Origin of the sequence: Pseudochrobactrum saccharolyticum (genome assembly GCF_008801715.1) — a bacterium.
GTDB lineage: Bacteria > Pseudomonadota > Alphaproteobacteria > Rhizobiales > Rhizobiaceae > Pseudochrobactrum > Pseudochrobactrum saccharolyticum.
In genome coordinates, this window is sequence record NZ_VZPG01000001.1 from 482,960 (window position 1) to 509,522 (window position 26,563).

Genomic DNA, 26,563 nt, shown 5'->3' on the forward strand with positions numbered 1-26,563 from the left:
TGTATCCCATGATGCACCGGCTTTTAAATTCGCATTATAGGAAAAGATCAGCCGAGGCGGAAAGCTGCCTGTTCATCACGCTGGCGCTGTACCACGCGGCGCTTATTGACGACCGAAGCGATAATCACGCCGGTAGCCACCAGACCGATCAGCAATGTACATACCGCATTGATCTCCGGTGTTACGCCGAGACGCACCTGACTGTAGATTTTCATCGGCAGTGTTGTAGCACCCGGCCCCGAAGTGAAGCTCGCGATTACCAAATCATCCAGTGACAATGTGAAAGCCAGCATCCAGCCGGAAACCACCGCAGGCAGAATAATCGGCAGGGTGATTTTCATAAAAGTTGTCACCGGCGGTGCTCCGAGATCCATCGCCGCTTCTTCCAGCGAGCGATCAAAACTCACCAGACGCGACTGCACAACCACCGCCACAAAACACATGGCAAAGGTGATATGCGCCAATGTCACTGTCCAGAAGCCGCGGTCAAAACCGACAGCCACAAACAGCAACAGCAAGGACAGGCCGGTAATCACTTCTGGCATTACCAGCGGCGCATAGATCATGCCGGAGAACAAGGTGCGGCCGCGAAAGCGCGTATAGCGGGTCAAAGCCAGAGCACCCAGAGTGCCAAGCACCGTGGCAATCGTGGCCGACAAGACGCCGACACGCAGGGTTACCCATGCAGCATCTTTAAGCCCCTGATTGTTGAAAAGCTCGACATACCATTTGACCGAGAAACCCGACCAGACCGTCACCAGACGCGATTCATTGAAGGAATAAATCACCAGCAGCACAATCGGCAGATAGAGAAAGGCAAAGCCCAGCACCACCGAGACAATGTTAAAACGTGACCAGGATGTTGTGTTCATTATTTGCCACTCCCCTCGGCACGGGTCTGCATTTTCTGGAACAGCACAATCGGAATAACCAGAATAACCAGCAGCACCACTGCCACGGCAGCCGAAACCGGCCAGTCACGGTTGGAGAAGAACTCGCTCCACAGGGTCTTACCAATCATCAATGTGCTGGAACCGCCAAGCAGATCAGGGATCACGAACTCACCGATTGCCGGAATGAAAACCAGCATCGATCCGGCAATCACACCCGGCAAAGCCAGCGGGAATGTAATTTTCCAGAAGGCTTTCAGCGGTGTGCAGCCAAGATCCTGTGCCGCTTCAATCAGCGAATAGTCCATCTTTTCCAATGCGGAATAGATCGGTAGCACCATGAATGGCAGATAGGAATAGACAATACCGATATAAATCGCGGTATCCGTATTCAGGATCGTCAGCGGCGTGTCGATAATATTCAGCGACATCAGAAACTGGTTGAGCAGGCCTTCCGGTTTCAGGATCGCAATCCATGCATAAACGCGGATCAGGAAGGATGTCCAGAATGGCAGGATCACCAGCATCAGCAAGGTCGGGCGCAATGTCAGCGGTGCACGCGCCATGCCATAGGCCAGCGGAAAACCGATCAGCAGCGCCAGAAAAGTTGAAACTGCCGCAATTTTTACGCTCGACAAATAGGCCTTGTAATAGAGCGAATCCTGCGTCAGCCAGATATAATTCTCGAAAGAAAATTGCTGGATTTTCTGCCAGATGACACTGAGCCCGTCACTCCAGAAAAAGCGCGGATCATAGGCCGGTATCGCCATCGCCACCTGCGACAGAGAAATTTTGAAAACAATGAAGAACGGGATCAGGAAAAACAGACCGAGCCAGATATAAGGCACGGCGATCACCGCTCTGGAAGCAATAGCTGCAATTAATTTTTGCATGGACTACCCCTCAATTCTTTAGAGCATAATTCCTTAAACTTGAAACAGTTTTAGATGAAATTATGCTCTAGTTTTAAAGTGTTAGAGCGACCTTTGTGCGCCTATCGGGCGCACGGCGCTCTAATGACGCGCATTTTGTCCGAAAACCGCTCACATTTTTCGGAATGCGCTTTAGGTGATCAGGCAACCAGAACCATACCGGCATCATCTTCAAACGACACCCAGACCTGTTCATCATAACCCAGCGGATCTTCAGTGCGGCGCACGGAGTTCATGCTGGAGGCCTTGATGGTGCGGCCATTCGGCAGACGCACATGGAACACGTTCATATCGCCGAAATAGGCGATATCCCAGAGTTCACCCTGCAAGGCATTGATCGACGCATCCTCCGGCTTCTCGCGGCTGATGGTTATTTTCTCAGGGCGGATCGCATACCAGACCTTCTGACCGGCATGCAGATCTTTACCGGTTTTGGTACGGATGGCGACATTGTTTGCCGGACTGTCAATATCCGCTTCGCCATTGGCAAAACGGCTGATTTCGCCCTCGATAATGTTAATATTGCCGATAAAGTCGGCCACAAATTTGCTGCTCGGCGCCTCATAGACCTCAGCCGGTGTCGCCACCTGCATGATCTGGCCTTTATCCAGCACAGCGATACGGTCAGCCATGGTCATCGCTTCTTCCTGATCGTGGGTGACGATCAGGAAGGTCAGACCGAGATTCATCTGCAAATCCATCAGCTCGAACTGGGTTTCTTCGCGCAGCTTCTTATCCAGCGCACCCAGCGGCTCATCCAGCAGCAAAACTTTCGGGCGTTTAGCCACAGCGCGCGCCAAAGCTACACGCTGGCGCTGACCGCCAGAAAGCTGATGCGGCTTGCGCTTGGCATATTTCTCCAGCTTCACCAGTTTCAGCATATCGTTCACACGATCTGCCATTTCCGATTTGGCCATGCCGTCCTGTTTCAGACCGAAACCAATATTCTGCTCAACAGTCATATGTGGGAACAAAGCATAGGACTGGAACATCATATTCACAGGACGTTTATAGGGAGGAATGCCGCGCATATCCTGCCCGTCCAGCATGATACGACCGGAAGTCGGCTCTTCAAAACCCGCCAGCATACGCATCAAAGTGGATTTACCGCTGCCCGATGCGCCCAGCAGCGCAAAAAACTCGCGGTTAAAAATATTCAGCGACAGATCATCAATCACCGTCACATCGTCGAATTTTTTGACGATGTTTTCGAATGAAATATAGGGCTTGGCTGCCGGATCGTTCCAAGGTGAGAACTTGCGGCGGAAACTACCAAAAGATTTCATGCTGTTCCCCTCATATTGCGGGTCTTGTAAGCCTTAAACATATTTGAAATGTCGCGGATAAAATTCCGGAAACCTGTGCATCCGGTTTGTGGTCTTGTTGCAGGCCGTAAAACAAACGGGGCATTTGCCCCGTTTGTTCCCTGATCTGCTTAGTGCCCTGTCACAATCTTGGTCCAGGTGCGGGTTGCCATCTGGTTGATTTTCGGCGGGTAAGGCATCGGAACGAAGAGCTGTTTCATCACTTCTTCACTCGGATAAACCGCCGGATCATTCAGCAGTTCCTTGTCGATGAATTCCTGCGATGCCTTGTTGCCATTGGCGTAAAACACATAGTCCGAAGCCTTGGCGATCACTTCAGGACGCATGATATAATTGATAAATTCATGCGCTTCTTCAACATGTTTGGCATCTGCCGGAATGGCCATCTGGTCAAACCACATCAGAGCGCCCTCTTTCGGAATGGAATAGCCGATTTCCACGCCGTTTTTGGCTTCTTCCGCACGGTCACGTGCCTGAAAAATATCACCCGAATAGCCGACAGCCATGCAGATATCGCCATTGGCCAGCGCATTAATATATTCAGACGAATGGAATTTACGGATATTCGGACGGATGCTTAAGTAAAGTTCTTCGGCCTTGGCGAAGCTTTCAGCGGTTGGGTTATTGGTATCAAAGCCCAGATAATGCAGCGCCGGACGCAGCATTTCACTGCCTGAATCCAGCAGATAAATACCGCAATCTTTCAGCTTTGCCGAATTTTCAGGCTTGAACAGCACATCCCAGCTGTCGATTTCGTCAACACCAAGCGCTTCCTTGATCTTAGCTTTGTTGTAACCGATCCCTGTGGTGCCCCACATATAGTTGACCGAATATTCATTGCCCGGATCATAAGCGACGGTGCGTTTGGTGATCTCGTCCCACATATTTTTCAGGTTCGGCAGTTTGTCTTTATCCAGTTTCTGGAAAACGCCTGCCGGAATCTGACGGCCCATAAATTCAGCGGAAGGCACAACAATGTCATAACCGCTGCCACCGGCCAGCAATTTTGTCTCAAGGATTTCGTTGGAATCATACACGTCGTAAACGACTTTGATGCCGGTTTCCTTGGTGAAATCTTTCAGGATGGAATCATCAATATAATCAGACCAGTTATAGATGTTCAGCACGCGCTCCTGCGCAGCAGCCGGCAGAACAGGCAGCAGTGCGGCAAGTGCCACACAGCTGGCAGAAACATATGAAAGCAAATGGGCTTTGATCTTCATCAGTCACTCCGTCCAGAAAGCTTTATGGGGCAAAAGCCTTGCAAGCCAAATCATCCCTCACACATTGCCCTTCAATGTGCATTCTCCGTTACCTTTTGAGATTAATTTGCTTTCGTCAACGGAAAGATGACGCTTAAACCGCATAGCGCCGATTATTTGAATTTAATGAACACAATTTTAAACTTTGTGTGTCCTTCAGGGCGCACAAAAGGATATTTTATCCGGTGAAAACGGGTGCCGGATAACCGGGATATAAGCCTTATCTTTCAAAGATATGCTACACAGAAACCATAACAGGCAAAATGCCCGAATCTTACCCGCCTTTAACGCCCTTTACTGGAAGTCATAGGCAGAGAAACCAGAGACCATTTCATCCAGCGCCAGCGGGCGGGTGAGCGGCGGTTCGGCACGGGCAAGGCAAGCCTGCCTCTCACATAAACGACAGGCCGTACCAACCGGACTGACAGCAGAGCCGGAAGACATGCCCGCCAGATAGGTCGCATAGACCGTATCCTGCGCCACAGATGCATCACAGCCCAGCATCAGCACTGTCCGGCGAGGCTGTTCGCCAAATCCGGTTTGCGGTCCTTCAACTGTGCGGCTGATGGTCAGATATTGCGTTTTATCCGGCAGTTCCACCTGCTCCGCCAGATATTGCTGCGGATGGGAAAAAGCATTGTAAACTTGCAACTTCGGACAGGCACCGCCAAAACGCGCCTGCGGAAAACCCTGCGCTCCGAAATGCCGCAAGCGGTTTCCGGCCTGATCGATCTCCTGCAAGAAGAAAGCAATACCGGTAGCGCCTTGCTTTTGCAGACTAGTCAGACGGCAAGCCACCTGCTCAAAAGACACGTTGAAACGCGCGCGCAGCACATCAATGTCGTATTTTGCACGCTGCGCCGCTTCACGAAACGGCGTATAGGGCATCATCAAAGCATGGGCTGCATAGCGCAGCAGCTCAAACCGCGCGATGCGTTTTGCTTCCGCAGAGCTCAGCTTCAAATCTTCCAGCTCTGCACCGATCACCACCTGCATACGAATAGAAGCAGCCTCCATGGCAATCTCACGTGTCTGGTCAAAGATCGACAAACGCTCGGAGATAAACAACCGCAATGAGTGGCGATCATAACGCCGACGCCAGTTCGGCATAGTCGCGGCTGGCAATGTACGAACGGTAATCGACTGCTCACGTTTCAGCCATTGTTTCAGTGCAACAGCCAGCCCGTCTTCCGATTTCAGCAGGCGGTTAAAACTGTCGGCCTCCGCTTCAATCCGCTCGAAATAATGCGGCTTGCGCGCCAGCACTTCGCGCACTTCATCTAATGGCAGGCGTGTCGGCGCAAGGCTCAGTGCTTTGCCCTCGCGCACCATCATATCGGACAGGTCTGTGAGACGCTTTTGCTGCTCCCGATAGGCGCGGAATAATTTCAGTACGCCCGCAGCTGCATTGGGCGCGGCCTCGCAAATATCAATCAGCTCCTGATCGCCCGGCAGTTCACCGGCCAAAAGCGGCTCGGAAAACACTTCCTTCAGACCGGCCAGCACCGAGCCGGTTTCTTCCTGCAACTGATCCAGATCCACTTTATAGACCGAGGCCAGCTTCAACAGCAGCTGCACCGTTAACGGCCGCTGATTGCGCTCAATCAGATTGAGATAGGATGGCGAGATACCCAAATCCTCGGCCATCGCAACCTGTGTCAGCGCCCGCTCATTGCGGATACGCCGAATACGCGCACCGGCAAATATTTTACGTTCTGCCACAGGTCTGCCCCTCCAAGAAACAACCGGATTTATCCGATCTGTAAAGAATGTGACTAATTCTTACGATTTGTCAAATTTACAAAACTTACAAATTTACAAACCCATACTGTCAAAACACATACAGCATAACCCGAATAAAATGCTGTTATTGCGTATTTTTCTCGCCAATATATGCAGCATCTGTAAATCTGGTCACAGACAAAACAAGCATTCAACTCAAAATCTGATGACACGGTTTTACAGGATATCTGATCATGACTGATTTTTACAATCTGGTTCCATCCGCACCAAAAGGCCGCTTTGACGGCTTGCAGCGCTCGCATACTGCTGAAGATGTAAAGCGCCTGCGCGGTTCGGTTGAAATCCGCTACAGTCTGGCCGAAATGGGCGCCAACCGTCTGTGGAAACTCATTCATGAGGAAAACTTCGTCAATGCACTGGGCGCCCTTTCCGGCAATCAGGCGATGCAGATGGTTCGCGCAGGATTGCAGGCCATTTATCTCTCCGGCTGGCAGGTAGCGGCTGACGCGAACACCGCCTCCGCGATGTATCCGGATCAGTCACTCTATCCGGCCAATGCTGCACCGGAACTGGCAAAGCGCATCAACCGCACTTTGCAGCGCGCTGACCAGATTGAAACCGCAGAAGGTAAAGGCCTGTCCGTAGACACATGGTTTGCGCCGATTGTTGCCGATGCTGAAGCAGGCTTCGGCGGCCCGCTGAATGCTTTTGAAATCATGAAGGCCTTCATTGAGGCTGGCGCTGCCGGTGTTCACTTTGAAGACCAGCTGGCATCGGAAAAGAAATGCGGCCATCTCGGCGGCAAGGTTCTGATCCCGACCGCAGCGCATATCCGCAATCTGAATGCCGCGCGTCTTGCCGCTGATATTATGGGAACGCCGACACTGGTTATCGCCCGTACCGATGCGGAAGCCGCCAAGCTGCTGACCTCGGATATTGATGAGCGCGATCAGCCATTTGTTGATTATGACAAGGGCCGCACCGTTGAAGGTTTCTACCATGTGAAGAACGGTCTTGAGCCATGTATTGCCCGCGCTGTGGCCTATGCACCGCATTGCGATCTGATCTGGTGCGAAACTTCGAAACCGGATCTGGAACAGGCGCGTAAATTTGCCGAGGGCGTGCATAAAGCCCATCCGGGCAAGCTGCTGGCCTATAACTGCTCGCCGTCGTTCAACTGGAAGAAGAATCTCGACGATGCCACGATTGCCAAATTCCAGCGTGAGCTGGGTGCAATGGGCTACAAGTTCCAGTTCATCACGCTGGCCGGTTTCCACCAGCTCAATTTCGGCATGTTCGAACTGGCGCGCGGCTACAAAGATCGTCAGATGGCGGCCTATTCGGAATTGCAGGAAGCAGAATTTGCAGCAGAAGCCAATGGCTACACTGCAACCAAGCACCAGCGCGAAGTCGGCACCGGTTATTTCGATGCCGTTTCCATGGCGATCACCGGCGGCCAGTCTTCGACAACGGCCATGAGTGAATCGACCGAACATGACCAGTTCCGCCCTGCTGCCGAATAAGCAGAAGACGGATCAGCAGAGCCGGACTCCAGTCAACTCTGCATAACAGCCATCCGTAGCCGGTTTCTCTCCTTCACCCAGCCTTATGGCACCCTTCCGGCTACGGATATTCACCTCAAACGCAACTTCAGCTCACGACCTGACTATAACCCAAGGATAAAGACCATGATGACCAAACCACAGGTTAAAGAACGGGCCGAAGAACAAGCTTCGGCTATGACAGAAGACCAGAAGGCTGCAATCCGCATGCTGGCCAATGATCTTCACCGCCTCAACCACGCTGTTATGAAAGCCGTTGATGCAGGCGTATCCGTTGAGCTGGTGCGCTCCGCCCGCCATCATGGTGGCGAAGGCCAGTGGGGTGATCTGCTGACACCGGTTGTTGTAACCCGCAGTTAAACTATGCAGCCTTCGCCACCATGCTCTTTTAAATTGCATGCCTGCGGCAATGCGGGACGGCGAAGGCCAGTGGGGTGATCTGCTGACACCGGTTGTTGTAACCCGCAGTTAAACTTTACAGTTTTCGCCACCATGCTCTTTTAAATTGCATGCCTGCGGCAATGCGGGACGGCGAAGGCCAGCGGGGTGATCTGCTGACGCCGGTTGTTGTAACCCGCAGTTAAACTTTACAGTTTTCCTAAGCATCCTCCTATTGCCCTGCCGTTTTTAAGGCGGCAGGGCAGCATCCAGATTTCTCAGGTTCGGCTCCATCCCCCCAACCACCCTTCCCGCATTTCCTCAGGGTGGTATTTTTAAGTGTCTAAATCAAAAAGCGGCTGGCATGAGCGAAAATGGTGGTTTGCGAGCATCGGAACGGAGCGTACAAAGAGTACGTGAGTACCGAAGCACAGAAAATTGCCATTTGCAGCCATGTCAGGTGATTTTAGATCAGACACGAATGGGGCCGCACAATCGCAGGTTGCTCTGATATCATGACTGATTACCTTGCATTATCCTCAAATTCTTCAAGGTATTTCCGGGCAGCCTGCGTATTTCAAAAACCATCATTTTCAACAGCTCACGCCAAAAAATATTTTTGACAACAGGACTTACGCTTACGCACACAAATGCTACTCTGTTTGTTAAAGGTCACATGAGAAGCTATAGTGACCTTAACGTAAACAGCTATCCGGTGATTAATGCCTGTCACACCTACTGAGAAGAAAAAACCGCGCAAAACTGTACGTCGCGGTACACCAGCCTATGTCAAGTCGCTGCGCGGCGTCAAAAACTGGAAAGAAGCTTCTGAATGGCTGGCATGGCGCGACATTGAAGATATTGAGTGCATCACGCCCGATCAGGCGGGTGTTGCCCGCGGCAAGATGATGCCGTCCAAGAAATTCATCTCCAACTCCACACTGGCTTTGCCATCCGCCGTCTTCATGGTCACGATTTCCGGCGACTATCCTGATGATGGTCACGGCTTCGTCTATCCGGAAGATGACGGTGATCTGCGCCTTGTCGCCGATCTCTCCACCCTCACCGTTGTACCGTGGGAATCTGATCCGACAGCACAGGTTCTGTGCGACCTCGTTTATCAGGACGGCCGCGTGGCAGAATTCACCCCGCGCAACGTGCTGAAGCGTGTGGTTGATGAATATGCCAAACTCGGCCTCAAACCTGTTGTTGCGCCGGAGATCGAATTCTATCTGGTGCGCAAAAATCCCGATCCGGATTATCCGCTCACCCCGCCGGTTGGCCGTTCAGGTCGCGCCATTGGCGGCGGTCAGGGCTATTCCATTGCCGGTGTCAACGAATTCGACGAACTGATTGACGATATTTATCATTTCTCGGAAGCACAGGGGCTGGAGATTGACACGCTGATCCACGAAGAAGGTGCCGGTCAGCTGGAAATCAACCTGCGTCATGGTGATCCGATTGAACTGGCCGATCAGGCATTCATGTTCAAGCGCACCATCCGCGAAGCTGCACTCAAACATGATATGTATGCAACTTTCATGGCCAAGCCTATTCAGGGTCAGCCGGGTTCTGCCATGCATATTCACCAGTCTATTGTCGATAAAAAAACCGGCAAGAATATCTTCAGCAATGAAGACGGCACTGAGAGCGAAGCATTTTATCACTTCATCGGCGGCATGCAGAAACATGTGCCGAATGCCTTGGTGATGTTTGCGCCTTATGTGAATTCTTATCGTCGTCTGACACCGGATGCCTCTGCGCCGGTCAATGTCAAATGGGGCTATGATAACCGCACCACCGCTCTGCGCGTACCACGTTCTGATCCGCAGGCACGGCGCGTGGAAAACCGCATTCCGTCTTCCGATGCCAATCCTTATCTGGCGCTGGCAGCTTCGCTTGCCTGCGGTCTGATCGGGCTGAAAAACAAGATCATGCCGGATGCGCCGGTTGCAACATCCGTCAACCGCAATGAGGTGGAACTGCCGCGCGGTCTGATCGAGGCAGTCAACCTGTTTGAAGAAGATGCGGAACTGAAAGCTCTGCTCGGGATCAGTTTTGCTACCACCTATGCCGCGATCAAGCGGGCAGAGTTTGAGACTTTCATGGAAGTGATCAGCCCGTGGGAGCGGGAATATCTGCTGCTCAACGTATAATATTCCTTCCGGCACGTTGCTTTTAATCAATGTGCCGGAACAATTTCTGCCGAAATATACGTCATAAATTTTCTGCTCTCCGACATACAGCACCAGCTCAAGGCACCCAATGCAGCAGTCACAGCATTATCAGAGCCCGATTTCTCCAGGACTGTCATGGTATGAGGCAAGTATCAGTGAGCGGCCGCGCTATCCCGAATTTGACGGATCAGTCCAGACAGATGTCGTGATTATCGGCGGTGGCTATACCGGCCTGTCTGCCGCCTTTCATCTGGCGGTTCAGGGTATTAAAGTCGTGTTGCTTGATGAAGCGCGCTTCGGTGACGGTGCATCAGGCCGCAATGGCGGACAGTTGAATACCGGCCAGCGCTGCGGTGCGGAAGATCTGGAAAAGCAATATGGTTTCAACCATGCAAAGGCGCTTTTTGATCTGGCGGAAGAAGCCAAACATCATCTTTTAAGCTTTGCTGTGCAGCATAATATCGACATGGAATATGTGCAGGGGCACATGTCCGTGACGCATAAACAGCGCTATGACAAACAATATAAAGCCCATAGCGAAATTATGGCCACGCGCTTCAACTATCCGCATCTGCGCTATATGGAGCGCGATGAGGTTGCCGAAAAACTCGGTTCAAAACGCTATTTCGGCGGCACCTATGACAGCGGCACCGGCCATATTCATCCGCTGAAACTCCTGATCGGGTTGGCGAGAACCGCATCTCAGGCAGGCGCAAAGCTCTATGAGAACAGCAAAGCCACCGGCATTACCTCATCCAATGGCCGTGTAATCGTCAAAACTGCACGCGGCATCATCAATGCGGAAAAAGCCCTGATCGCAGTCAATGCCTATGGCGGCAATCTGGAGCCGGTCAGCGCAGCCCATGTGATGCCGATCCGCTCGTTTATCGGCGCGACTGTGCCACTGGATGATACATGCCGCGTTTTACCGGGTGGTGAATCCGTCGACGACTCCCGTTTTGTGGTGCGTTATTTCCGTCGTTCCAAAGACGGGCGGCTGCTATTTGGCGGACGCGAAGCCTATACGGCCGATAATCCGCGCGATATTACCACGCATATCCGCCGCCAAATCACGGAAATCTATCCGCAGCTCCAAGATATTGAGATCACCCATAGCTGGGGTGGCTCGGTTGGCATTACCATGCCGCGCCAGCCTTTTGTGCGCGAAGTTATGCCCAATGTCATCAGCGCGGGCGGTTATTCCGGCCATGGCGTGATGCTCGCCAATTTTATGGGTAAACTCTATGCCGAGACGGTGACCGGCAATCGCGAACGCCTGCGTCAGTTTGAAATGCTGAAAGTACCGGCATTTCCGGGCGGTCGCACATTCCGTGCACCGCTGCTTTTCCTTGCGCTCTCATGGTTTGCCATGATGGATCGCATATAAACCACTAATCAATGACAACAGCCCGCCGGTTATGTGTAACCGGCGGGCTGTTTTTGTTTTACAGGCTGTAGCCGCCATCCACATCAACAGATGTACCGGTGACAAATGCGGCTTCATCACTGGCCAGCCACAGAGCGGCATTGGCAATATCATCCGGCTTAGAGAAGCGCCCGAGAGGAATGGAAGCTTTGAGCGCTTCGCGGGCTTCCGGCGTATCCTGACCGAGGATCAGTTTCAGCGTTTCGGTTTCACTCTCCACCGGACAAATTGCATTGACGCGGATTTTATCATCGGCCAGTTCCAGCGCCATGGATTTCGTCGCGCTCATCACCCAGCCTTTGGATGCATTATACCAGGTCAGACCTTTACGCGGATGCTGTGCACCGATGGATGCCGTATTGATAATCGCGCCGCCGCCCAGCTTACGCATAACCGGCACAACTGCCAGCGTGGACAGATACAGCGCCTTCATATTCACAGCTGTAATCAGATCAAAACTATCTTCCGGCACATCGGTCAGCAGCATGTTTTTATAAGCAAAACCGGCATTATTGACCATAATATCAAGACGGCCGAATTGCTGCAGCGTCACTCCGACCAGCCGCTCAACATCATCTTTCCGCGATACATCCACAGCAAGCGGCACAGCACTTTTACCGATTGAACTTGCAACATCATTGGCGCGTTTCGGATTAATATCGGCAACGGTTACTTTCGCGCCCTCCAGCGCAAAACGACGGGCAATTGCCTCACCGAAACCAGAACCGGCGCCGGTCACAATAGCCACTTTATCTTTCAATCGTGCCATACTCTTCTCCAGAAACTTTCATTACAATGCAAATCAGTCACCCCAATGCATAAAGCATTTCAGACCTTAAGGGAATCTTGCAGGAGAAAGCGCCGGTTTTCTGTTTGCTCAGGCATAATTATCCGTAAAATTAACATTTTTAAATCGATTTTTTAAATCGATTTAAAAAGCCACTATTGTCAACGCTGTTATTTCGCTAGATTATAATGCAAATCACTGCTTCGACCATCGTTCCGTTCCCGGACCAAATCCCACCACTTTCTCTCCATATCCTGAGATATTCTTTGAACTTATCAGGAAAACGCGAATAAAGAGACAGGTTCATGACCAGCCAGACAATTCCGGTAGAGCCCTTTGACTGCATCGTTTTCGGCGGTTCAGGCGATCTTGCCGAACGTAAACTGATCCCCGCATTATACCAGCGCCAGCGTGCCGGACAATTCAGCGAACCGACCCGTATTATCGGTGCATCCCGCAGTGAAATGGGCGATGCCGAATATCGTGAATTTGCCCGCAATGCCATTCATGAACATGTCAAAAAAGACGAGATTGATGAAGCGCAGATCGAACAGTTTCTGCAGCGCATCTCCTATGTGGCAGTTGATGCCAAGTCCGATCAGGGCTGGCCTGCACTGAAAAAACTCATCAAGACCAAACCGGCGGATATCCGCGCTTTTTATCTTGCCGTCAGCCCGAGCCTGTTCGGTGATATTGCCCAGCGTTTGCAGAGCAATGATCTCATCAGCGATCATACACGCATCGTTGTTGAAAAACCGATTGGCCGCGATCTGGCATCCGCGCAAATCCTCAATGACACGATCGGCAGCGTTTTCCGCGAAGACCAGATTTTCCGTATCGACCATTATCTCGGCAAAGAAACAGTGCAAAATCTGATGGCGCTGCGTTTTGCCAATGCGCTTTATGAGCCGCTTTGGAACTCAGCCCATATTGACCATGTGCAGATTACTGTTGCGGAAGCTGTCGGACTTGAAGGACGTGCAGGCTATTACGACACAGCCGGTGCGCTGCGCGATATGGTGCAGAACCATATTCTGCAATTATTGTGCCTTGTCGCTATGGAGCCACCGGCTTCACTGGAAGCCGATGCTGTGCATGATGAAAAAGTTAAAGTACTGCGCTCGCTCACACCTATTACTGCCGACAATGCGCAGGAAAATACTGTACGCGGCCAGTACCGCGCCGGTGCTTCTGCAGGCGGGCCGGTTAAATCTTATCTCGATGATCTGGAAAGCACTACCAGCAATACGGAAACCTTTGTGGCGTTGAAAGCCGAGATCGGCAACTGGCGCTGGGCAAATGTGCCGTTTTATCTGCGCACCGGCAAAAGACTGGCCGAACGCGTTTCAGAAATCGTGGTGACATTCAAACCTATTCCCCACTCGATTTTTGAAAGCAGTGCGGGGCAGATTATTGCCAATCAGCTGGTCATCCGCCTGCAGCCGGACGAAGGTGTGAAACAGTGGATCATGATTAAAGATCCGGGTCCGGGCGGTATGCGTCTGCGTCATATTCCGCTGGATATGAGCTTTGCGGATTCTTTTGACGAGCGTAATCCGGATGCCTATGAGCGGCTGATTATGGATGTCGTGCGCGGCAACCAGACGCTGTTCATGCGCCGCGATGAGGTTGAAGCTGCATGGCGCTGGATTGACCCTATTCTGGAAGCCTGGGAAAGCAATGAACAGAAAGTTCAGGGCTATACATCCGGCACATGGGGGCCTTCCGGTTCTATCGCCCTGATCGAGCGTGACGGCCGCACATGGCATGATAGTCTCTGACGAGACTGGGGATACAATAACCGTAATAAAAATTGAGGTCGGAGCACCGCTAAAAAGGCAGGAAATGAATACCGTCTGAGGCGGTATTCTGTATAAAGATACAAAATGACTGCGCCACACCCCACATAGGGGTGTAAAGGCGCAGAAACACTGATGGAGACTGACATAACCAATATTGAAAGGCATGATTTTGCAGAGCCATCCGCTTTGGCGCTGCAATTAGCCGGAACAATCGCGGATCAACTGAATAAAGCAGTCGCGGCCAAAGGACAGGCCGTACTCGCTGTATCCGGCGGTACAACGCCGGTACAATTGTTTGAGGCGCTCTCCATGCAGGATGTGGCATGGAAACAGGTTACGATTACTCTTGTCGATGAACGTTTTGTAGCGCCGGACAATGACCGTTCGAATGAGAAACTGGCGCGCGAACATCTTTTGCAGAACAAGGCGGCGCAGGCCGTTTTTGTCAGTCTTTATATTCCTGCCCAGACAGCCAGTGTTGCTGCGGTCACTGCTGCAAACCGCATTGATGCACTGCCGAAACCCTTTGACGTCGTGGTTCTCGGCATGGGCAATGACGGCCATACCGCCTCTTTCTTCCGCGGCGGCAGCAGGCTGGATCAGGCCATTGATCCGACAACCCGTGCTGTTGTGCTGCCAATGCAGGCTGAAGGCGCAGGCGAACCGCGTCTGACACTTACACTGCCGGTGATTGCAAATGCCGATCTGCTGATCCTGCATATTGAAGGGCAGAAGAAACTGGCTGTTCTGGAAGAAGCACTGGCCAGCGATTTCAGCGAAGCAGATATTAATCTGATGCCCGTGCGCGCTGTTTTTGCCCATGCGAAACAAGCCGTACAGCTTTACTGGGCACCATAATTCCAAAACGATTACTGCAATATCCGCTCATTCTCCGATGATACTCGGCCGGAGAATGAGCCGGATTACACACCTTTTTCTCCCCGTCCATTCCCGTGCGCTTTATAGACGCATCAGCCTTTTTCCACTCTTTCGCTATACTTGTTTTCCGTATATTAAAACATCTATTAAATCGGTTTAAATATTAATGCGCATGACCGGTTTCTGACCGGTACGGGAGACTGAAATGACCGTGAATCACACCCTGCAGGCGATCACCAACCGGATTATCGAGCGCTCCCGCCCGACCCGTGAAGCCTATCTGGGGCGGATCAGTGAAGCTGCATCACGCAAGCCCGTGCGCACTGCACTTGGCTGCGCCAATCTGGCTCATGGTTTTGCGGCCTGCGGCCCTTCCGACAAAGCAGGACTGGCTGGCGATCAACTGCTCAATATCGGCATTATCACCGCTTATAATGATATGCTCTCCGCGCATCAGCCATTTGAGACTTTTCCGCAGCTTATCAAACAGGCAGCGCGTGAAGCAGGCGGCATTGCGCAGGTTGCCGGTGGCGTGCCTGCAATGTGTGACGGTGTTACGCAAGGTTTTGCGGGCATGGAACTGTCGCTGTTCTCACGCGATGTGATTGCCATGGCCACTGCCGTCGGCCTGTCCCATGATATGTTTGACGCTGCCGTCTATCTCGGTGTTTGCGACAAGATTGTGCCGGGGCTGGTGATCGGCGCCCTCACCTTTGGTCACTTGCCTGCGATTTTTATTCCGGCAGGGCCTATGACATCCGGCCTGCCAAATGATGAAAAAGCCCGCATCCGCCAGCTTTATGCGGAAGGCAAAGTCGGTCGTGCAGAATTGCTGGAATCCGAGTCCAAATCCTATCACGGCCCCGGCACCTGCACTTTCTATGGCACAGCCAATTCCAATCAGATGCTGATGGAAATCATGGGACTGCATATTCCGGGTTCATCCTTCATCAATCCGAATACACCATTGCGCGATGCGATGACGAAGGAAGCCGCCAAGCGCGCTTTGCAGATCACCGCCTGCGGCAATGATTATACGCCGGTCGGCGCAATGCTGGATGAGCGCTCTTTCGTCAATGGTGTTGTTGGTCTCAATGCCACCGGCGGTTCCACCAACCACACCATCCATCTGATTGCCATGGCCGCAGCCGCAGGCATCAAACTGACATGGCAGGATATATCCGATATTTCGGCTGCTGTGCCGCTGCTTGCCCGCGTCTATCCGAATGGGCTTGCCGATGTGAACCATTTCCATGCGGCAGGCGGCATGGGCTATCTGATCCGTGAATTGCTGGATGCCGGTCTGCTGCACGAAGATGTGCGCACCGTCTGGGGTGAGACTCTACGCGACTATACGATTGAACCGGCGCTCAATGCAGATGGTACGATTGCACGCAATCCTGCCCCTGAAGTGAGTGCTGATGCAAAAGTTCTCGCCAAAGCCAATGCGCCTTTCCAGCCGGATGGTGGTATCAAAGTACTGAGCGGCAATATTGGCAGCGCGATCATTAAAGTTTCGGCCGTCAAACCGGATCGCCATGTGATTGAAGCGCCTGCGAAAATCTTCCACGATCAGTCGGAAATGCAGGATGCTTTCAAGGCAGGCAAGCTCGAAGGTGATTTCATCGCCGTTGTCCGCTATCAGGGCCCGAAGGCCAATGGTATGCCGGAACTGCACAAGCTGATGACTGTGCTTGGTATTTTGCAGGATCGCGGACAGCGCGTGGCACTTGTGACCGACGGCCGTCTCTCCGGCGCATCCGGCAAAGTGCCTTCCGCCATTCATGTCACACCGGAAGCCCTTGATAATGGTATGATTGCAAAGATTCAGGAAGGCGACATTATCCGCCTTGATGCCGTGCAAGGCACCCTGTCTGTCCTGCTGAGCGAGGATGAATTGCAGTCACGCAATATTGAAACACCTGATCTTACCCGTAATCATTTTGGTATGGGACGGGAATTGTTCTCCGCATTCCGGCACATTGCAGGCCATGCGGATCAAGGCGCATCAGTATTTTAAAAGGTAACAAAAAACGGCGCGATCAAAATGACCGCGCCGTTCTTTTAACTACTTAAAATCAAAATTTCGGTATCTGCACACCGGCAGCGCGGCAAGCGGCGACCAGCGTATTGGCCATCAGCATTGCAATGGTCATAGGGCCAACACCGCCCGGAACCGGCGTAATCGCTCCGGCCACTTTTGCAGCCTCTGCATAATCCACATCGCCGACGAGACGGGTCTTGCCTTCACCCTTTTCCGGTGCATCAATGCGGTTGATACCCACATCAATCACAGTCGCACCCGGTTTGATCCAGTCACCCTTCACCATTTGTGGTCGACCAACCGCTGCCACCAGAATATCAGCCGTGCGTGCCAAGGCCGGCAGATCTTTAGTGCGGCTATGGGCAACGGTAACGGTGGCATTGGCTGCAAGCAGCAAATTCGCCATTGGCTTGCCAACAATATTGGAGCGGCCGATAACAACGGCTGTAAGACCGGACAGGTCACGGCCAAGCTGACGCTCAATCATAATCATGCTGCCAGCCGGTGTGCATGGCACAAAAGCACTGTCCACAGCGCCGGTGCCGAGCTTGCCGACATTGATATAATGGAAACCGTCAACATCTTTATCCGGCACAATCGTCTGGATGACACGACCTTCATCAATATGTTTCGGCAGTGGCAACTGCACCAGAATACCGTGAATGGCAGGGTCATTATTGAGACTGTCGATCAAATCCAGCAGATCCGCCTCAGATGTGTCTTCAGTCAATGTGTGCTGTACAGAGTGGAAACCGCATTCGCGTGCTTTGCGGCCTTTGGAGGCGACATAAACCTGACTGGCCGGATCTTCCCCGACGATCACCACAGCAATCCCAGGCTTTGTGCCGGTTGTATTTAACAAGTCGGATGTTGCAGCTTTAACCGCTGCCACCACATCTTCCGCCAGCAATTTACCGTCGATTACTTTTGCGCCGCTCGTCTCAGTCGCCATCTCACAACTCCGTCAGACAAAAAAACAATGCAAGGCCGAAATTGCGGGATCACAAAGCCACGCGCTCACATCCTGCCCCCGCATAATCTGCCAGCGCGATGATGACAATCAAAAAACGGTCATGCTATCGGAATAACGGCATCAACGTGACGAATTTTCATTCTGTCTGGCACTGGCCAGCTTCTCATGTTCACGCAATGCCTGCCGGATTTCGGCCAGTGCATGGGAAAGGTCTGCAGCTTCAGGAATAGTCTGATCTGCCGCAGCAGTGCCGAGCGCATTTTTGCGCATGGCAGCATAGGTTTTGGAAACCGGCTGGCGCATTTCCGCAATAGCCTCTTCCGCCGGTTGCTGTTTCGGCTCCTGCGGTTCTGCATCGGCCTGTTTCACAGGCATTTGCTTTGCCACAGGCGCGACAGGCATTTGCCTTGTAACCACCGGCTGCGCAGGCTGTTCCGCAGCGGTTTCAGCTTGTTTGCCGCGCTTTAAAAGGCCGGACAGGTTCAGCCACAGTTTCTTGAACAACGAAGATGACGAAGCCGGTGCAGGTTCGGCAAGTACAGCTCTGTCAGCTTTTACCGATGTCTGTGCGGGAGCCTGTGCATGACTGCGCAGCGGCTGCACGCCCGTGCGCCCCATTGCGGCACGCGCACGGTAAGCGCGGGAACGCTGGATGTTCAGGCCAAAATCCTGCGGTGCATAGGCCAAAAGCGGTAATGTGCCGGAAAATTTATCATCACGTTCCATAATGCCGCCCCGTCTTAAAATTTATTTACACAGTCATTCATAAAATGCGCCAGAGACGCAGGTATAATATGCGCCGGACACGCAAACGGCATCCGGTATCAGAGTGTTTTGCCCCTCCTCTGCACATTCCAAAAATCCGGCCAAAACCGAGGTTTTTTGGAAATTCCATGTCTGAAACGCCTGTTCTGCCCGAAAAAACGGACTCATAAGAACCTGACCGACCGGAATAAAATTCACAGCAGATCATGAAAGCTTTTCAAAACTGTTCGCAGATAAGCGACACGCCAGAAGCAACGCATTTCACAATGTAAATCACGTTTACCCGTTACGCCTTTGCAGCGCGGCGAAGCCGGTGCAAATCACTCTGCCTTATGGTTAACAAAACCTTAATGACTCTGGCAACCACTATAAGAAATAAATTTCACATTTATCTGATTAATGTGACACCGCGCCTGTCACGATGCCGGAATTTCACTCTGTGCAGCGAACGATATTTCCATCTGCCGGTCGAATGTTCTATGGTCGGGCAAATCACAGGAGAGGCATTTGATGGCAAATAACACTGTTGTTCTGGTTGGTTGCGGCAATATGGGGTTTGCCATGCTGCAAGGATGGCTCTCCTCGGGCAAGTTACAGCCTTCTGACGTGACAGTTGTTGAACCGGCAGACACTTTACGCGAACGTGCGACAAAACTCGGCGTTAAAGCACTGCCGGACAGCACAGGCATTACCGGCTCTCCGCAGCTGATTATCATTGCGGTCAAACCACAGGTCATTCAGGACATTCTGCCTGCCTATAAAAACTATGCATCTGCCTCGGCTTTTCTCAGCGTGGCTGCCGGTACACCGGTTGCCTTATTCGAGAAAATTCTGGGCGCGCAGGCCGCGATTATCCGCTGTATGCCGAACACACCGGCAGCGATTGGCAAAGGCATGATGGTGACATTTGCCAATAGTAATGTGCAGGCAGATGTCATGCGTTTCACCGAAGAATTACTGGAAACCAGCGGTCAGGTCGCACAGGTCAAAGATGAAAACCTGATGGATGCCGTAACCGCAATATCCGGCTCCGGCCCCGCCTATGTGTTTCATTTCATTGAATGTCTTACACAAGCCGGCATAACCGCCGGTCTGCCGCAGGATATTGCTGCCATGCTTGCCATGCAGACAGTTTACGGTGCAGGCGCGCTCGCTGCGGCAAGCACGGATACGCCATCGCAATTGCGCATTAATGTCACCAGCCCTAACGGAACAACAGCAGCTGCTCTCGAAGTGCTGATGGGTGATAATCGCCTGCAAAATCTTGTCAGCGAAGCGGTTGAAGCTGCCCGTAACCGCTCTGTGGAACTCGGAAAAAGCTGAAACACAATACCGCATTTCCACAGGGAGAGAGGACGGGTCGTCTTCTTCCTTTTCGTATTTTAAAAAGATTTTTCTTTTTTACAGCATTATCCGAAAGTACGATAATATCGGGATTTACCGGAGCGATATTTTCGTTACTCTGACAGGCACGATCTTTGTTTCATGATCGTCTTTGCGGGTTAAAAGCCCGAACAGAAAACACGGCTGAAACAGCCGTCCATTATAGAACTGTCATATAATCAGGCGATAATCAGCCGACACTTTCCGGTTCAGGCTTTGATGCCGGAAACAGATTTATATTTTCAACGGCCTGTCTGTGCGCCGCAAAACACAGAAACAGGCATTTTTTCAAATTACTGCGAACTCCATGCAAGGAAAGTTTGCAGTAAGCAGCCCGACAGAGGAGACAGGAATGTCAAGTTTACTGCCGCCGCTCCATAACGGACATGCATCAATTTATCTGCTGAACGGCTTCCACGAAGCTGTTCATGCCTATGAAGACTGGGATATGGCCGGTCAGGAACCACAGGTTGCCGTTTACGGAAAATCCGTCCGCATCAGCGTGATTTTCCGCCGTCTGACCCAATGTTCAGACCGGTTGCCACAACATGTTCTGCAATCACTAAAAGCGGCGATACCGCATATTATGAAATATCAGCCCGCAGATTTCCCTGCCACTTATGCAGATGCAAGTGGTTTGCTGCGTCAGGCTCTGCGGAATTATACATGCAATCCGGTGATCGCGGCCCGTTTCAATTAAACGGGGCTAAGCTTTACAAAAACACAACATACGGGCAGATTTTCTATCTGCCCGTTTTCCATTTTACATAGGTAATATTTCTCACTTTCCGACAAGACCTTTAAGCTGCTATAGGCAATTCTTATATGCGGTCGCAGAGCTGCGATCAGCTAAAAATATAAGCCGCTCAGGCAAAGGTTAGTCATGCAGAAACCGCAGATTAAAGCATTCATCATTCATCTGGAGCGCGCAACAGAACGCCGTGCGCAGGTGAATGAACTGATCTCCCAATTACCGGTACCGGCAGAAATCATTACAGCTGTTGATGCAAAACAACTGAGCGATGCAGATGCGGCACAGGCCTATCAGACGCGCCTGCACAAGCCTTATTATCCGTTCCGCCTGAGCCGCAACGAAATTGCTTGTTTCCTGTCGCACCGCAAAACTTGGCAGACAATCATCGATCAAAATCTCGATGCAGCACTTGTGCTGGAAGATGACGTGGCACTGACAGCGGACTTTCCTGCTGCTTTTAAAGCGGCCACAGAGATTGCAAAACAAGGCGGGCTGGTGCGTCTGCCGTTCCGTTCCGACCGTGAGACCGGCGCTGTCGTGCTCGAACAGGGAACAACGAAAGTCATTCGTCCCGTACCTGTCGGGCTGGGCATGGTCGCGCAACTGATTACCCGTGACGCTGCGCAGGCACTGTTGAAAGCAACCGAGAAATTTGACCGCCCTGTTGATACTTTTGCCCAAATGAACTGGGTAACCGGATTGCAGCCGCTTTCCGTTGTTCCGGGCGGTGTGCAGGAAATATCTGCCAATCTGGGCGGTAGCACCTTGAAACAGAACCGCTCTCTGGCGCATAAACTGCACAGAGAACTGATGCGGCCTTTCTACCGGCACAGCGTCAAAACCTATTCCCGCAAATCCGGAAAAGCCTGATGAAATCTTCTGCTATTCCCATTCTTCTCTATCATTCGATTGATGTACCGCCTACACGCGACAAGCCGTTTCGCAGCCTGCATGTGTATCCGGACCGGTTCCGCTCGCAGATGCGCTGGCTGAAAAGACTGGGCTATCAGGGATTGTCCATGCGCGATGCCCGCCCTTATCTTGAGGGCAAAAAACAGGGCAAGGTTGCGGTTATCACGTTTGATGACGGTTTTCTCAATGTCTATCAGCACGCCATGCCGGTGCTGAATGAGCTGGGTTTTACTGCCACCAATTATTTCGTCGCCAATCAGATCGGCGGACGTAATGAATGGGACATTCCGAAAGGCGCAGTTGAAATTCCCTGCATGAGTGCCGAACAATTGCGCGACTGGGCTGCACATGGCCATGAGGTTGGCGCACATACGCTTGACCATATCTATCTGCCGGATGCGGATTTGCAGGAAGCAGAACGGCAGATAGCCGGTTCAAAGAAAATTCTTGAAGAGATACTTGGCGCTGAAGTCACTAATTTCTGCTACCCTTATGGCGGCGAAACACAGGCTGTGCGCGATGTGACCCGACAAGCGGGCTATGTTCACGCCACCACCACCAAACGCGGTCATGCCCGCGCAACAGATGATCCGTTTGGCTTGCCGCGCCGTTATATCCGCCGCACCGATGGCGGATTATTGTTCCTGAAAAAGCTCTTCGGCCTCTGACAGCCGGAGAGAAAACTTTTATTCCGGCACCATTTCAAAGAAAATTACTTTACCGCAGAATTGCAAAACCGGATTTCATTACTATAAACTGGCAGCGACCTGTAATAATTTTTTTCTTACAGATTACAGCATCGTCACCTGAAGCCGGATATATGTTTTGACTGTATTGCCTTCTGCCTGCACTGACCGCCCGCATCATGAAAACCAGCACAAATCCATCATCATTATCGGGGGCGGCTTCTCCGGCGCTTCTCTGGCCTATCATCTGGCAGCGATAACCGATCCGGCAAAACTTCAAATTACAATCATAGAACCGCGCTCCTCTCTTGGTGCCGGTCTGGCTTATTCCACCAATGAGGATGCCTTCCGCCTCAATGTTCTCTCCGACCGGATGAGCATATTTTATGAGGACAAGCCGCATTTTGCCCGCTGGATGGAAGAGCAGCACAGTCTGAACAATGATCCGGAAGCCATGACGGAGAACGGTCAGATTTACGCAAGGCGCAGCACTTTCGGCACCTATATGGCGGAACAGCTTGCACCGCTGCTTGCAAGCGGACAAGTGCAGCATATTCGTGCCAGCGCTACCGGCGCCAAACGCTGCGCCTCCGGCCGCTATCAGGTTACCACAGATAAAGGCGAAACGCGGGAAGCGGATTTTCTGGTGATCGCTGCGTCACATCCGCTGCCTGCCCTCCCCGCACCATTGCGAGAACTCCAGCAATCCGGCCAGAGCCATGTAAAAGGACTGATCGCCAATCCTTATCAGGCAGGTGCTCTGCGGCAATTGCTTCAGGAGACAGGTCCGGGCAGTTCGGTTCTGATCGTCGGCGCAGGTCTCACCTCTGCCGATATGGTTGCAGGGCTGTCACAACACGGACATCGCGGCAATATCACCGTTTTGTCCCGTCACGGTCTGCGCTCCCGTTCCAATCTGCGGCTCAAAGCCAATGAGCCAAGACCGCCGCGTTTCTTCGGTGATTTTATCAATCCGCCGGAAACATCGGCCGTGCGCCTGCTGCACAAAATCCGCCGGACAATCCGCGAAGCGGCACAACAATCTGTGCCATGGCAATCGGTGATTGATACTTTGCGCGATCAGGGCGGCGAGATATGGCTTGCTCTGCCGCTCAGTGAGCGCAAGCGCATTGTCCGCCATCTGCGCACTTTCTGGGATGCGCATAGGTTTCGCTTAGCAACTCAGACAGATGATGTTCTTGATGAACGCTGCCGTGCCGGAACACTGAAATTTCTCGGCGCACACCTCACGGATGCTGCACGCGTTGATGACGGTCACGGCTATATCGTGACCTATCGCCTGCGCGGACAATCAGGAACAATCAGACAGCATTTTGACGCTATTATTGTTACCACCGGCCCCGCACATGGCGATATTATCGGTCAGTGCCCGCCATTGGCAATGCTCTGCGAAGACGGTTTGATTGAAATGGATCCTACAGGTCTTGGTTTGCATACAAGCCGCACTGAGCAGACGGATACAACCATGCGTGCCATCGGCAAAAACGGTAGCATTGCTGATAATCTGTTCATCGCAGGGCCTTTAGCCCGCGGTACATTCGGGGAATTAATGGGCGCGCCGGAAGTGGCGCGCTATACAGAAACATTGGCGGATGTCATCAGACAGGCCGCTGCACTTATTCAGCAGCCTCATAAATCTGCTGACGTCTGTTGAAAACGGCCTGCGCACCATCAAGGATCAGAAGCAGTTTTTTGTCCCACCAATCCTTCGGATGATCGGTCATCATACGGCTCATAATCAGGATCGGCCGCGCCGTATCCGGATTGCGGGCAGCTTCTGCCTGCCACGACTGCACAACCTTCTCAATTCCGCGTTCGCCAATGCGGCCCGGTTTTTTATAGGCTCTGCGCCAGCCGGTGAAGTAATCGACCGTCATATCCATCATACTGTCGATCAGCACAACGGCTTCCTCAGCCGAGAAACCATATTCCACAAACTGGTTAGCCATTTCGCCAAAAGCGCGGATACCGGATGGCGGGGATACTTCCAGTTCCCGCATAGCATCAGCCAGCCCCGGATGTCTGTTGAATAATTCCCAGGCCGAATTGGCGACATTTTGCGCAAACTCATACCAGTCGGCAGGATTACCGCGCCAGTCCAGTTCGGTAATGGCCAGATCGGCAGCAGCCAGCAGCAATTCATTGCGGCCTTTGACATAGCGGTAGAGGGAGGAGTGATCGACCCCGAGCGCCTGACCGACAGCAATCATCGTCACATCATCGAGACCGATTTTCAGCGTCACACGCGCAATTTCCTCAAGAGAAATCCGCGCCGGACGACCGATACGCGGGCTTGGCGCCACACATGACTTTGCCGAAATTTGCTTTTTCATAGCCGCCCCGTCCGAAAATTATGCATGCACGCAAGGATTAAACACTCTGTTGCAAACTCAATTAGCGTTGAATGCGCCCTTTTACAACAGAGTGTGACTAAAATTGCGGACAGCTCCGGCCTTTTCAACCGGAATATATCGAAAACCCGTAGCGGAGGCGGCCTGATTGACTGAAATCAATGCCGCAAAACCGGCCTAGGTCTATTTACCGCACATGTCCTTATAGACGGCGCGTCTCTAAAGGATTAGGTAACGGTGAAGAAAAGGAAGATGCCTCATGGACTATAGCCGGTTTTTTGAAGCGGCCATTGACCGCCTTCACACTGAAAATCGTTACCGTGTATTTGCTGATCTGGAGCGTATTGTCGGCCGCTTTCCGCAAGCAATCTGGCGCCATAACGGTCAGGCGCGTGAAATCACCGTATGGTGCTCCAATGACTATCTCGGTATGGGGCAAAATCCTGATGTTCTGAAAGCCATGACCGATGCAGCCGTCTCGCAAGGGTCCGGCGCCGGTGGCACACGCAATATCTCCGGCAATAATCATCCGCTTGTTGAGCTTGAACATGAGCTCGCGGATTTGCACGGCAAAGAAGCCGGTCTGGTTTTTACCTCCGGCTTTGTCTCCAATGATGCCTCTATCTCGACCATTGCCAAGCTGCTGCCGGATTGCCTGATCCTGTCGGATGAACTCAATCACGCATCGATGATCGCCGGCATCCGTCATTCCGGTGCCGACAAGCAGATTTTCCGGCACAATGATGTGCAGCATCTTGAAGAGCTTTTGAAGGCTGCGGGCAAAGACCGCGCCAAGCTGATCGTTTTTGAATCCGTCTATTCCATGGACGGCGATGTGGCACCGCTGAAAGCAATTGTGGAACTGGCAGAAAAATACAATGCCATGACCTATCTTGATGAAGTCCATGCCGTTGGTATGTATGGCGCACGCGGCGGCGGCATTTCAGAACGCGAAGGCCTGAGCCATCGTATTGATATTATTGAAGGTACATTAGCCAAATCCTTCGGCACACTGGGCGGGTATATTACCGGTTCCAAGGCTGTGGTTGATGCTGTGCGCTCCTATGCGCCGGGCTTCATCTTTACCTCAGCCCTGCCACCGGCAATTGCCAATGCGACTGTTGCAGCCATTCGCCATCTCAAAGCCTCGGGCACCGAACGCGAATTGCAGCAGAAGAATGCACAATTGACCAAGGACACGCTGAAACGTGCCGGCCTGCCGGTTATGCCAACTGAAACACATATTGTACCGCTCTTTGTCGGCAATGCGGATTTGTGCAAAAAAGCTTCTGATCGCCTGCTGGAAGTTCATGGCATTTATATTCAGCCGATCAACTTCCCGACCGTACCACGCGGCACTGAACGCCTGCGCATCACACCGACCCCTGTTCACGGGGAAGAACTGATTGCCGGCCTGAAAGAGGCTCTGCTGGAAGTCTGGCAGGCTCTGAACATTCCTTATGCAACGGACTTTACCGGCAACCCGCTGAAACAATCCGCTTAATAGCGCC

At 52.2% G+C, this 26,563-nt stretch carries 22 protein-coding genes; 13 read left to right on the forward strand and 9 right to left on the reverse strand.

Going from position 1 to position 26,563, the window contains the following annotated elements:
* Positions 1-47: 47 nt before the first annotated feature.
* From F7P81_RS02295 to F7P81_RS02315, 5 genes are all read right to left on the reverse strand, one after another.
* Positions 48-872 (reverse strand): ABC transporter permease, encoded by an 825-nt coding sequence (locus tag F7P81_RS02295; protein ID WP_151158416.1) that lies wholly within the window; start codon positions 870-872, stop codon positions 48-50.
* On the reverse strand, positions 872-1,783 hold the full coding sequence (locus tag F7P81_RS02300; RefSeq protein ID WP_122004997.1) for an ABC transporter permease subunit: 912 nt from the start codon (positions 1,781-1,783) through the stop codon (positions 872-874). Before F7P81_RS02300 ends, F7P81_RS02295 begins: the two co-directional genes overlap by 1 nt.
* 179 nt (positions 1,784-1,962) lie before the next feature.
* The gene (locus F7P81_RS02305) at positions 1,963-3,108 is read right to left on the reverse strand and encodes an ABC transporter ATP-binding protein (protein WP_151158418.1); all 1,146 of its coding nucleotides are present in this window, start codon (positions 3,106-3,108) and stop codon (positions 1,963-1,965) included.
* Positions 3,109-3,257: 149 nt separating this feature from the next.
* Complete coding sequence (locus F7P81_RS02310; protein WP_022710503.1) at positions 3,258-4,370, reverse strand: polyamine ABC transporter substrate-binding protein; 1,113 nt, start codon at positions 4,368-4,370, stop codon at positions 3,258-3,260.
* Positions 4,371-4,703: 333 nt separating this feature from the next.
* Positions 4,704-6,131 carry a helix-turn-helix domain-containing protein gene (locus F7P81_RS02315; protein ID WP_151158421.1) on the reverse strand — a complete coding sequence of 476 codons (1,428 nt, stop codon included), beginning with the start codon at positions 6,129-6,131 and terminating at the stop codon, positions 4,704-4,706.
* Positions 6,132-6,385: 254 nt separating this feature from the next.
* Here F7P81_RS02315 and aceA point away from each other — a divergent pair, with 254 nt between their 5' ends.
* From aceA to F7P81_RS02335, 4 genes are all read left to right on the forward strand, one after another.
* Positions 6,386-7,675 carry an isocitrate lyase gene (aceA, locus tag F7P81_RS02320; protein WP_075654394.1) on the forward strand — a complete coding sequence of 430 codons (1,290 nt, stop codon included), beginning with the start codon at positions 6,386-6,388 and terminating at the stop codon, positions 7,673-7,675.
* A gap of 165 nt (positions 7,676-7,840) precedes the next feature.
* Positions 7,841-8,074, forward strand: a complete 234-nt coding sequence (locus F7P81_RS02325) for an SMc00767 family acetate metabolism repressor (RefSeq protein ID WP_022710500.1) — start codon at positions 7,841-7,843, stop codon at positions 8,072-8,074.
* 740 nt (positions 8,075-8,814) lie between these two features.
* Positions 8,815-10,248: a glutamine synthetase family protein gene (locus tag F7P81_RS02330; RefSeq protein WP_075654393.1), complete on the forward strand. Its 1,434-nt coding sequence runs from the start codon at positions 8,815-8,817 to the stop codon at positions 10,246-10,248.
* A gap of 109 nt (positions 10,249-10,357) precedes the next feature.
* On the forward strand, positions 10,358-11,656 hold the full coding sequence (locus tag F7P81_RS02335; RefSeq protein ID WP_151158423.1) for an NAD(P)/FAD-dependent oxidoreductase: 1,299 nt from the start codon (positions 10,358-10,360) through the stop codon (positions 11,654-11,656).
* A 58-nt stretch (positions 11,657-11,714) separates the two neighbouring features.
* Here F7P81_RS02335 and F7P81_RS02340 read toward each other — a convergent pair whose 3' ends face one another.
* Complete coding sequence (locus F7P81_RS02340; protein ID WP_022711172.1) at positions 11,715-12,464, reverse strand: glucose 1-dehydrogenase; 750 nt, start codon at positions 12,462-12,464, stop codon at positions 11,715-11,717.
* A gap of 323 nt (positions 12,465-12,787) precedes the next feature.
* On the opposite strand from F7P81_RS02340, the gene zwf reads away from it, so the two are divergent.
* From zwf to edd, 3 genes are all read left to right on the forward strand, one after another.
* Positions 12,788-14,263 carry a glucose-6-phosphate dehydrogenase gene (gene zwf / locus F7P81_RS02345; protein ID WP_151158426.1) on the forward strand — a complete coding sequence of 492 codons (1,476 nt, stop codon included), beginning with the start codon at positions 12,788-12,790 and terminating at the stop codon, positions 14,261-14,263.
* 153 nt (positions 14,264-14,416) lie between these two features.
* Positions 14,417-15,142: a 6-phosphogluconolactonase gene (gene pgl / locus F7P81_RS02350; RefSeq protein ID WP_075654390.1), complete on the forward strand. Its 726-nt coding sequence runs from the start codon at positions 14,417-14,419 to the stop codon at positions 15,140-15,142.
* A 226-nt stretch (positions 15,143-15,368) separates the two neighbouring features.
* The gene (gene edd / locus F7P81_RS02355; protein WP_151158428.1) at positions 15,369-17,183 is read left to right on the forward strand and encodes a phosphogluconate dehydratase; all 1,815 of its coding nucleotides are present in this window, start codon (positions 15,369-15,371) and stop codon (positions 17,181-17,183) included.
* A 58-nt stretch (positions 17,184-17,241) separates the two neighbouring features.
* Here the strand turns inward: edd and folD are convergent, their stop codons facing one another.
* A complete protein-coding gene (gene folD / locus F7P81_RS02360) occupies positions 17,242-18,159 on the reverse strand; it encodes a bifunctional methylenetetrahydrofolate dehydrogenase/methenyltetrahydrofolate cyclohydrolase FolD (protein WP_151158429.1) in 918 nt (305 codons plus the stop codon).
* A gap of 141 nt (positions 18,160-18,300) precedes the next feature.
* Positions 18,301-18,906 carry a hypothetical protein gene (locus F7P81_RS02365; protein ID WP_151158430.1) on the reverse strand — a complete coding sequence of 202 codons (606 nt, stop codon included), beginning with the start codon at positions 18,904-18,906 and terminating at the stop codon, positions 18,301-18,303.
* Positions 18,907-19,455: 549 nt separating this feature from the next.
* On the opposite strand from F7P81_RS02365, the gene proC reads away from it, so the two are divergent.
* From proC to F7P81_RS02390, 5 genes are all read left to right on the forward strand, one after another.
* Positions 19,456-20,268, forward strand: coding sequence for a pyrroline-5-carboxylate reductase (proC, locus tag F7P81_RS02370; protein WP_151158431.1), 813 nt, complete (start codon positions 19,456-19,458; stop codon positions 20,266-20,268).
* A 412-nt stretch (positions 20,269-20,680) separates the two neighbouring features.
* Positions 20,681-21,028 (forward strand): BRA0787 family protein, encoded by a 348-nt coding sequence (locus tag F7P81_RS02375; protein WP_151158432.1) that lies wholly within the window; start codon positions 20,681-20,683, stop codon positions 21,026-21,028.
* A gap of 183 nt (positions 21,029-21,211) precedes the next feature.
* Positions 21,212-21,952 carry a glycosyltransferase family 25 protein gene (locus F7P81_RS02380; protein WP_151158433.1) on the forward strand — a complete coding sequence of 247 codons (741 nt, stop codon included), beginning with the start codon at positions 21,212-21,214 and terminating at the stop codon, positions 21,950-21,952.
* Complete coding sequence (locus F7P81_RS02385) at positions 21,952-22,662, forward strand: polysaccharide deacetylase family protein (RefSeq protein ID WP_151158434.1); 711 nt, start codon at positions 21,952-21,954, stop codon at positions 22,660-22,662. Before F7P81_RS02380 ends, F7P81_RS02385 begins: the two co-directional genes overlap by 1 nt.
* Positions 22,663-22,819: 157 nt before the next feature.
* Positions 22,820-24,355: an FAD/NAD(P)-binding protein gene (locus F7P81_RS02390; protein WP_170265203.1), complete on the forward strand. Its 1,536-nt coding sequence runs from the start codon at positions 22,820-22,822 to the stop codon at positions 24,353-24,355.
* On the opposite strand, the gene F7P81_RS02395 is transcribed toward F7P81_RS02390, so the two are convergent.
* Positions 24,318-25,034: a TetR/AcrR family transcriptional regulator C-terminal domain-containing protein gene (locus F7P81_RS02395; RefSeq protein ID WP_151158436.1), complete on the reverse strand. Its 717-nt coding sequence runs from the start codon at positions 25,032-25,034 to the stop codon at positions 24,318-24,320. The genes F7P81_RS02390 and F7P81_RS02395 overlap by 38 nt on opposite strands.
* A 277-nt stretch (positions 25,035-25,311) precedes the next feature.
* On the opposite strand from F7P81_RS02395, the gene hemA reads away from it, so the two are divergent.
* Positions 25,312-26,556 carry a 5-aminolevulinate synthase gene (hemA, locus tag F7P81_RS02400; protein ID WP_151158437.1) on the forward strand — a complete coding sequence of 415 codons (1,245 nt, stop codon included), beginning with the start codon at positions 25,312-25,314 and terminating at the stop codon, positions 26,554-26,556.
* Positions 26,557-26,563: the final 7 nt, after the last annotated feature.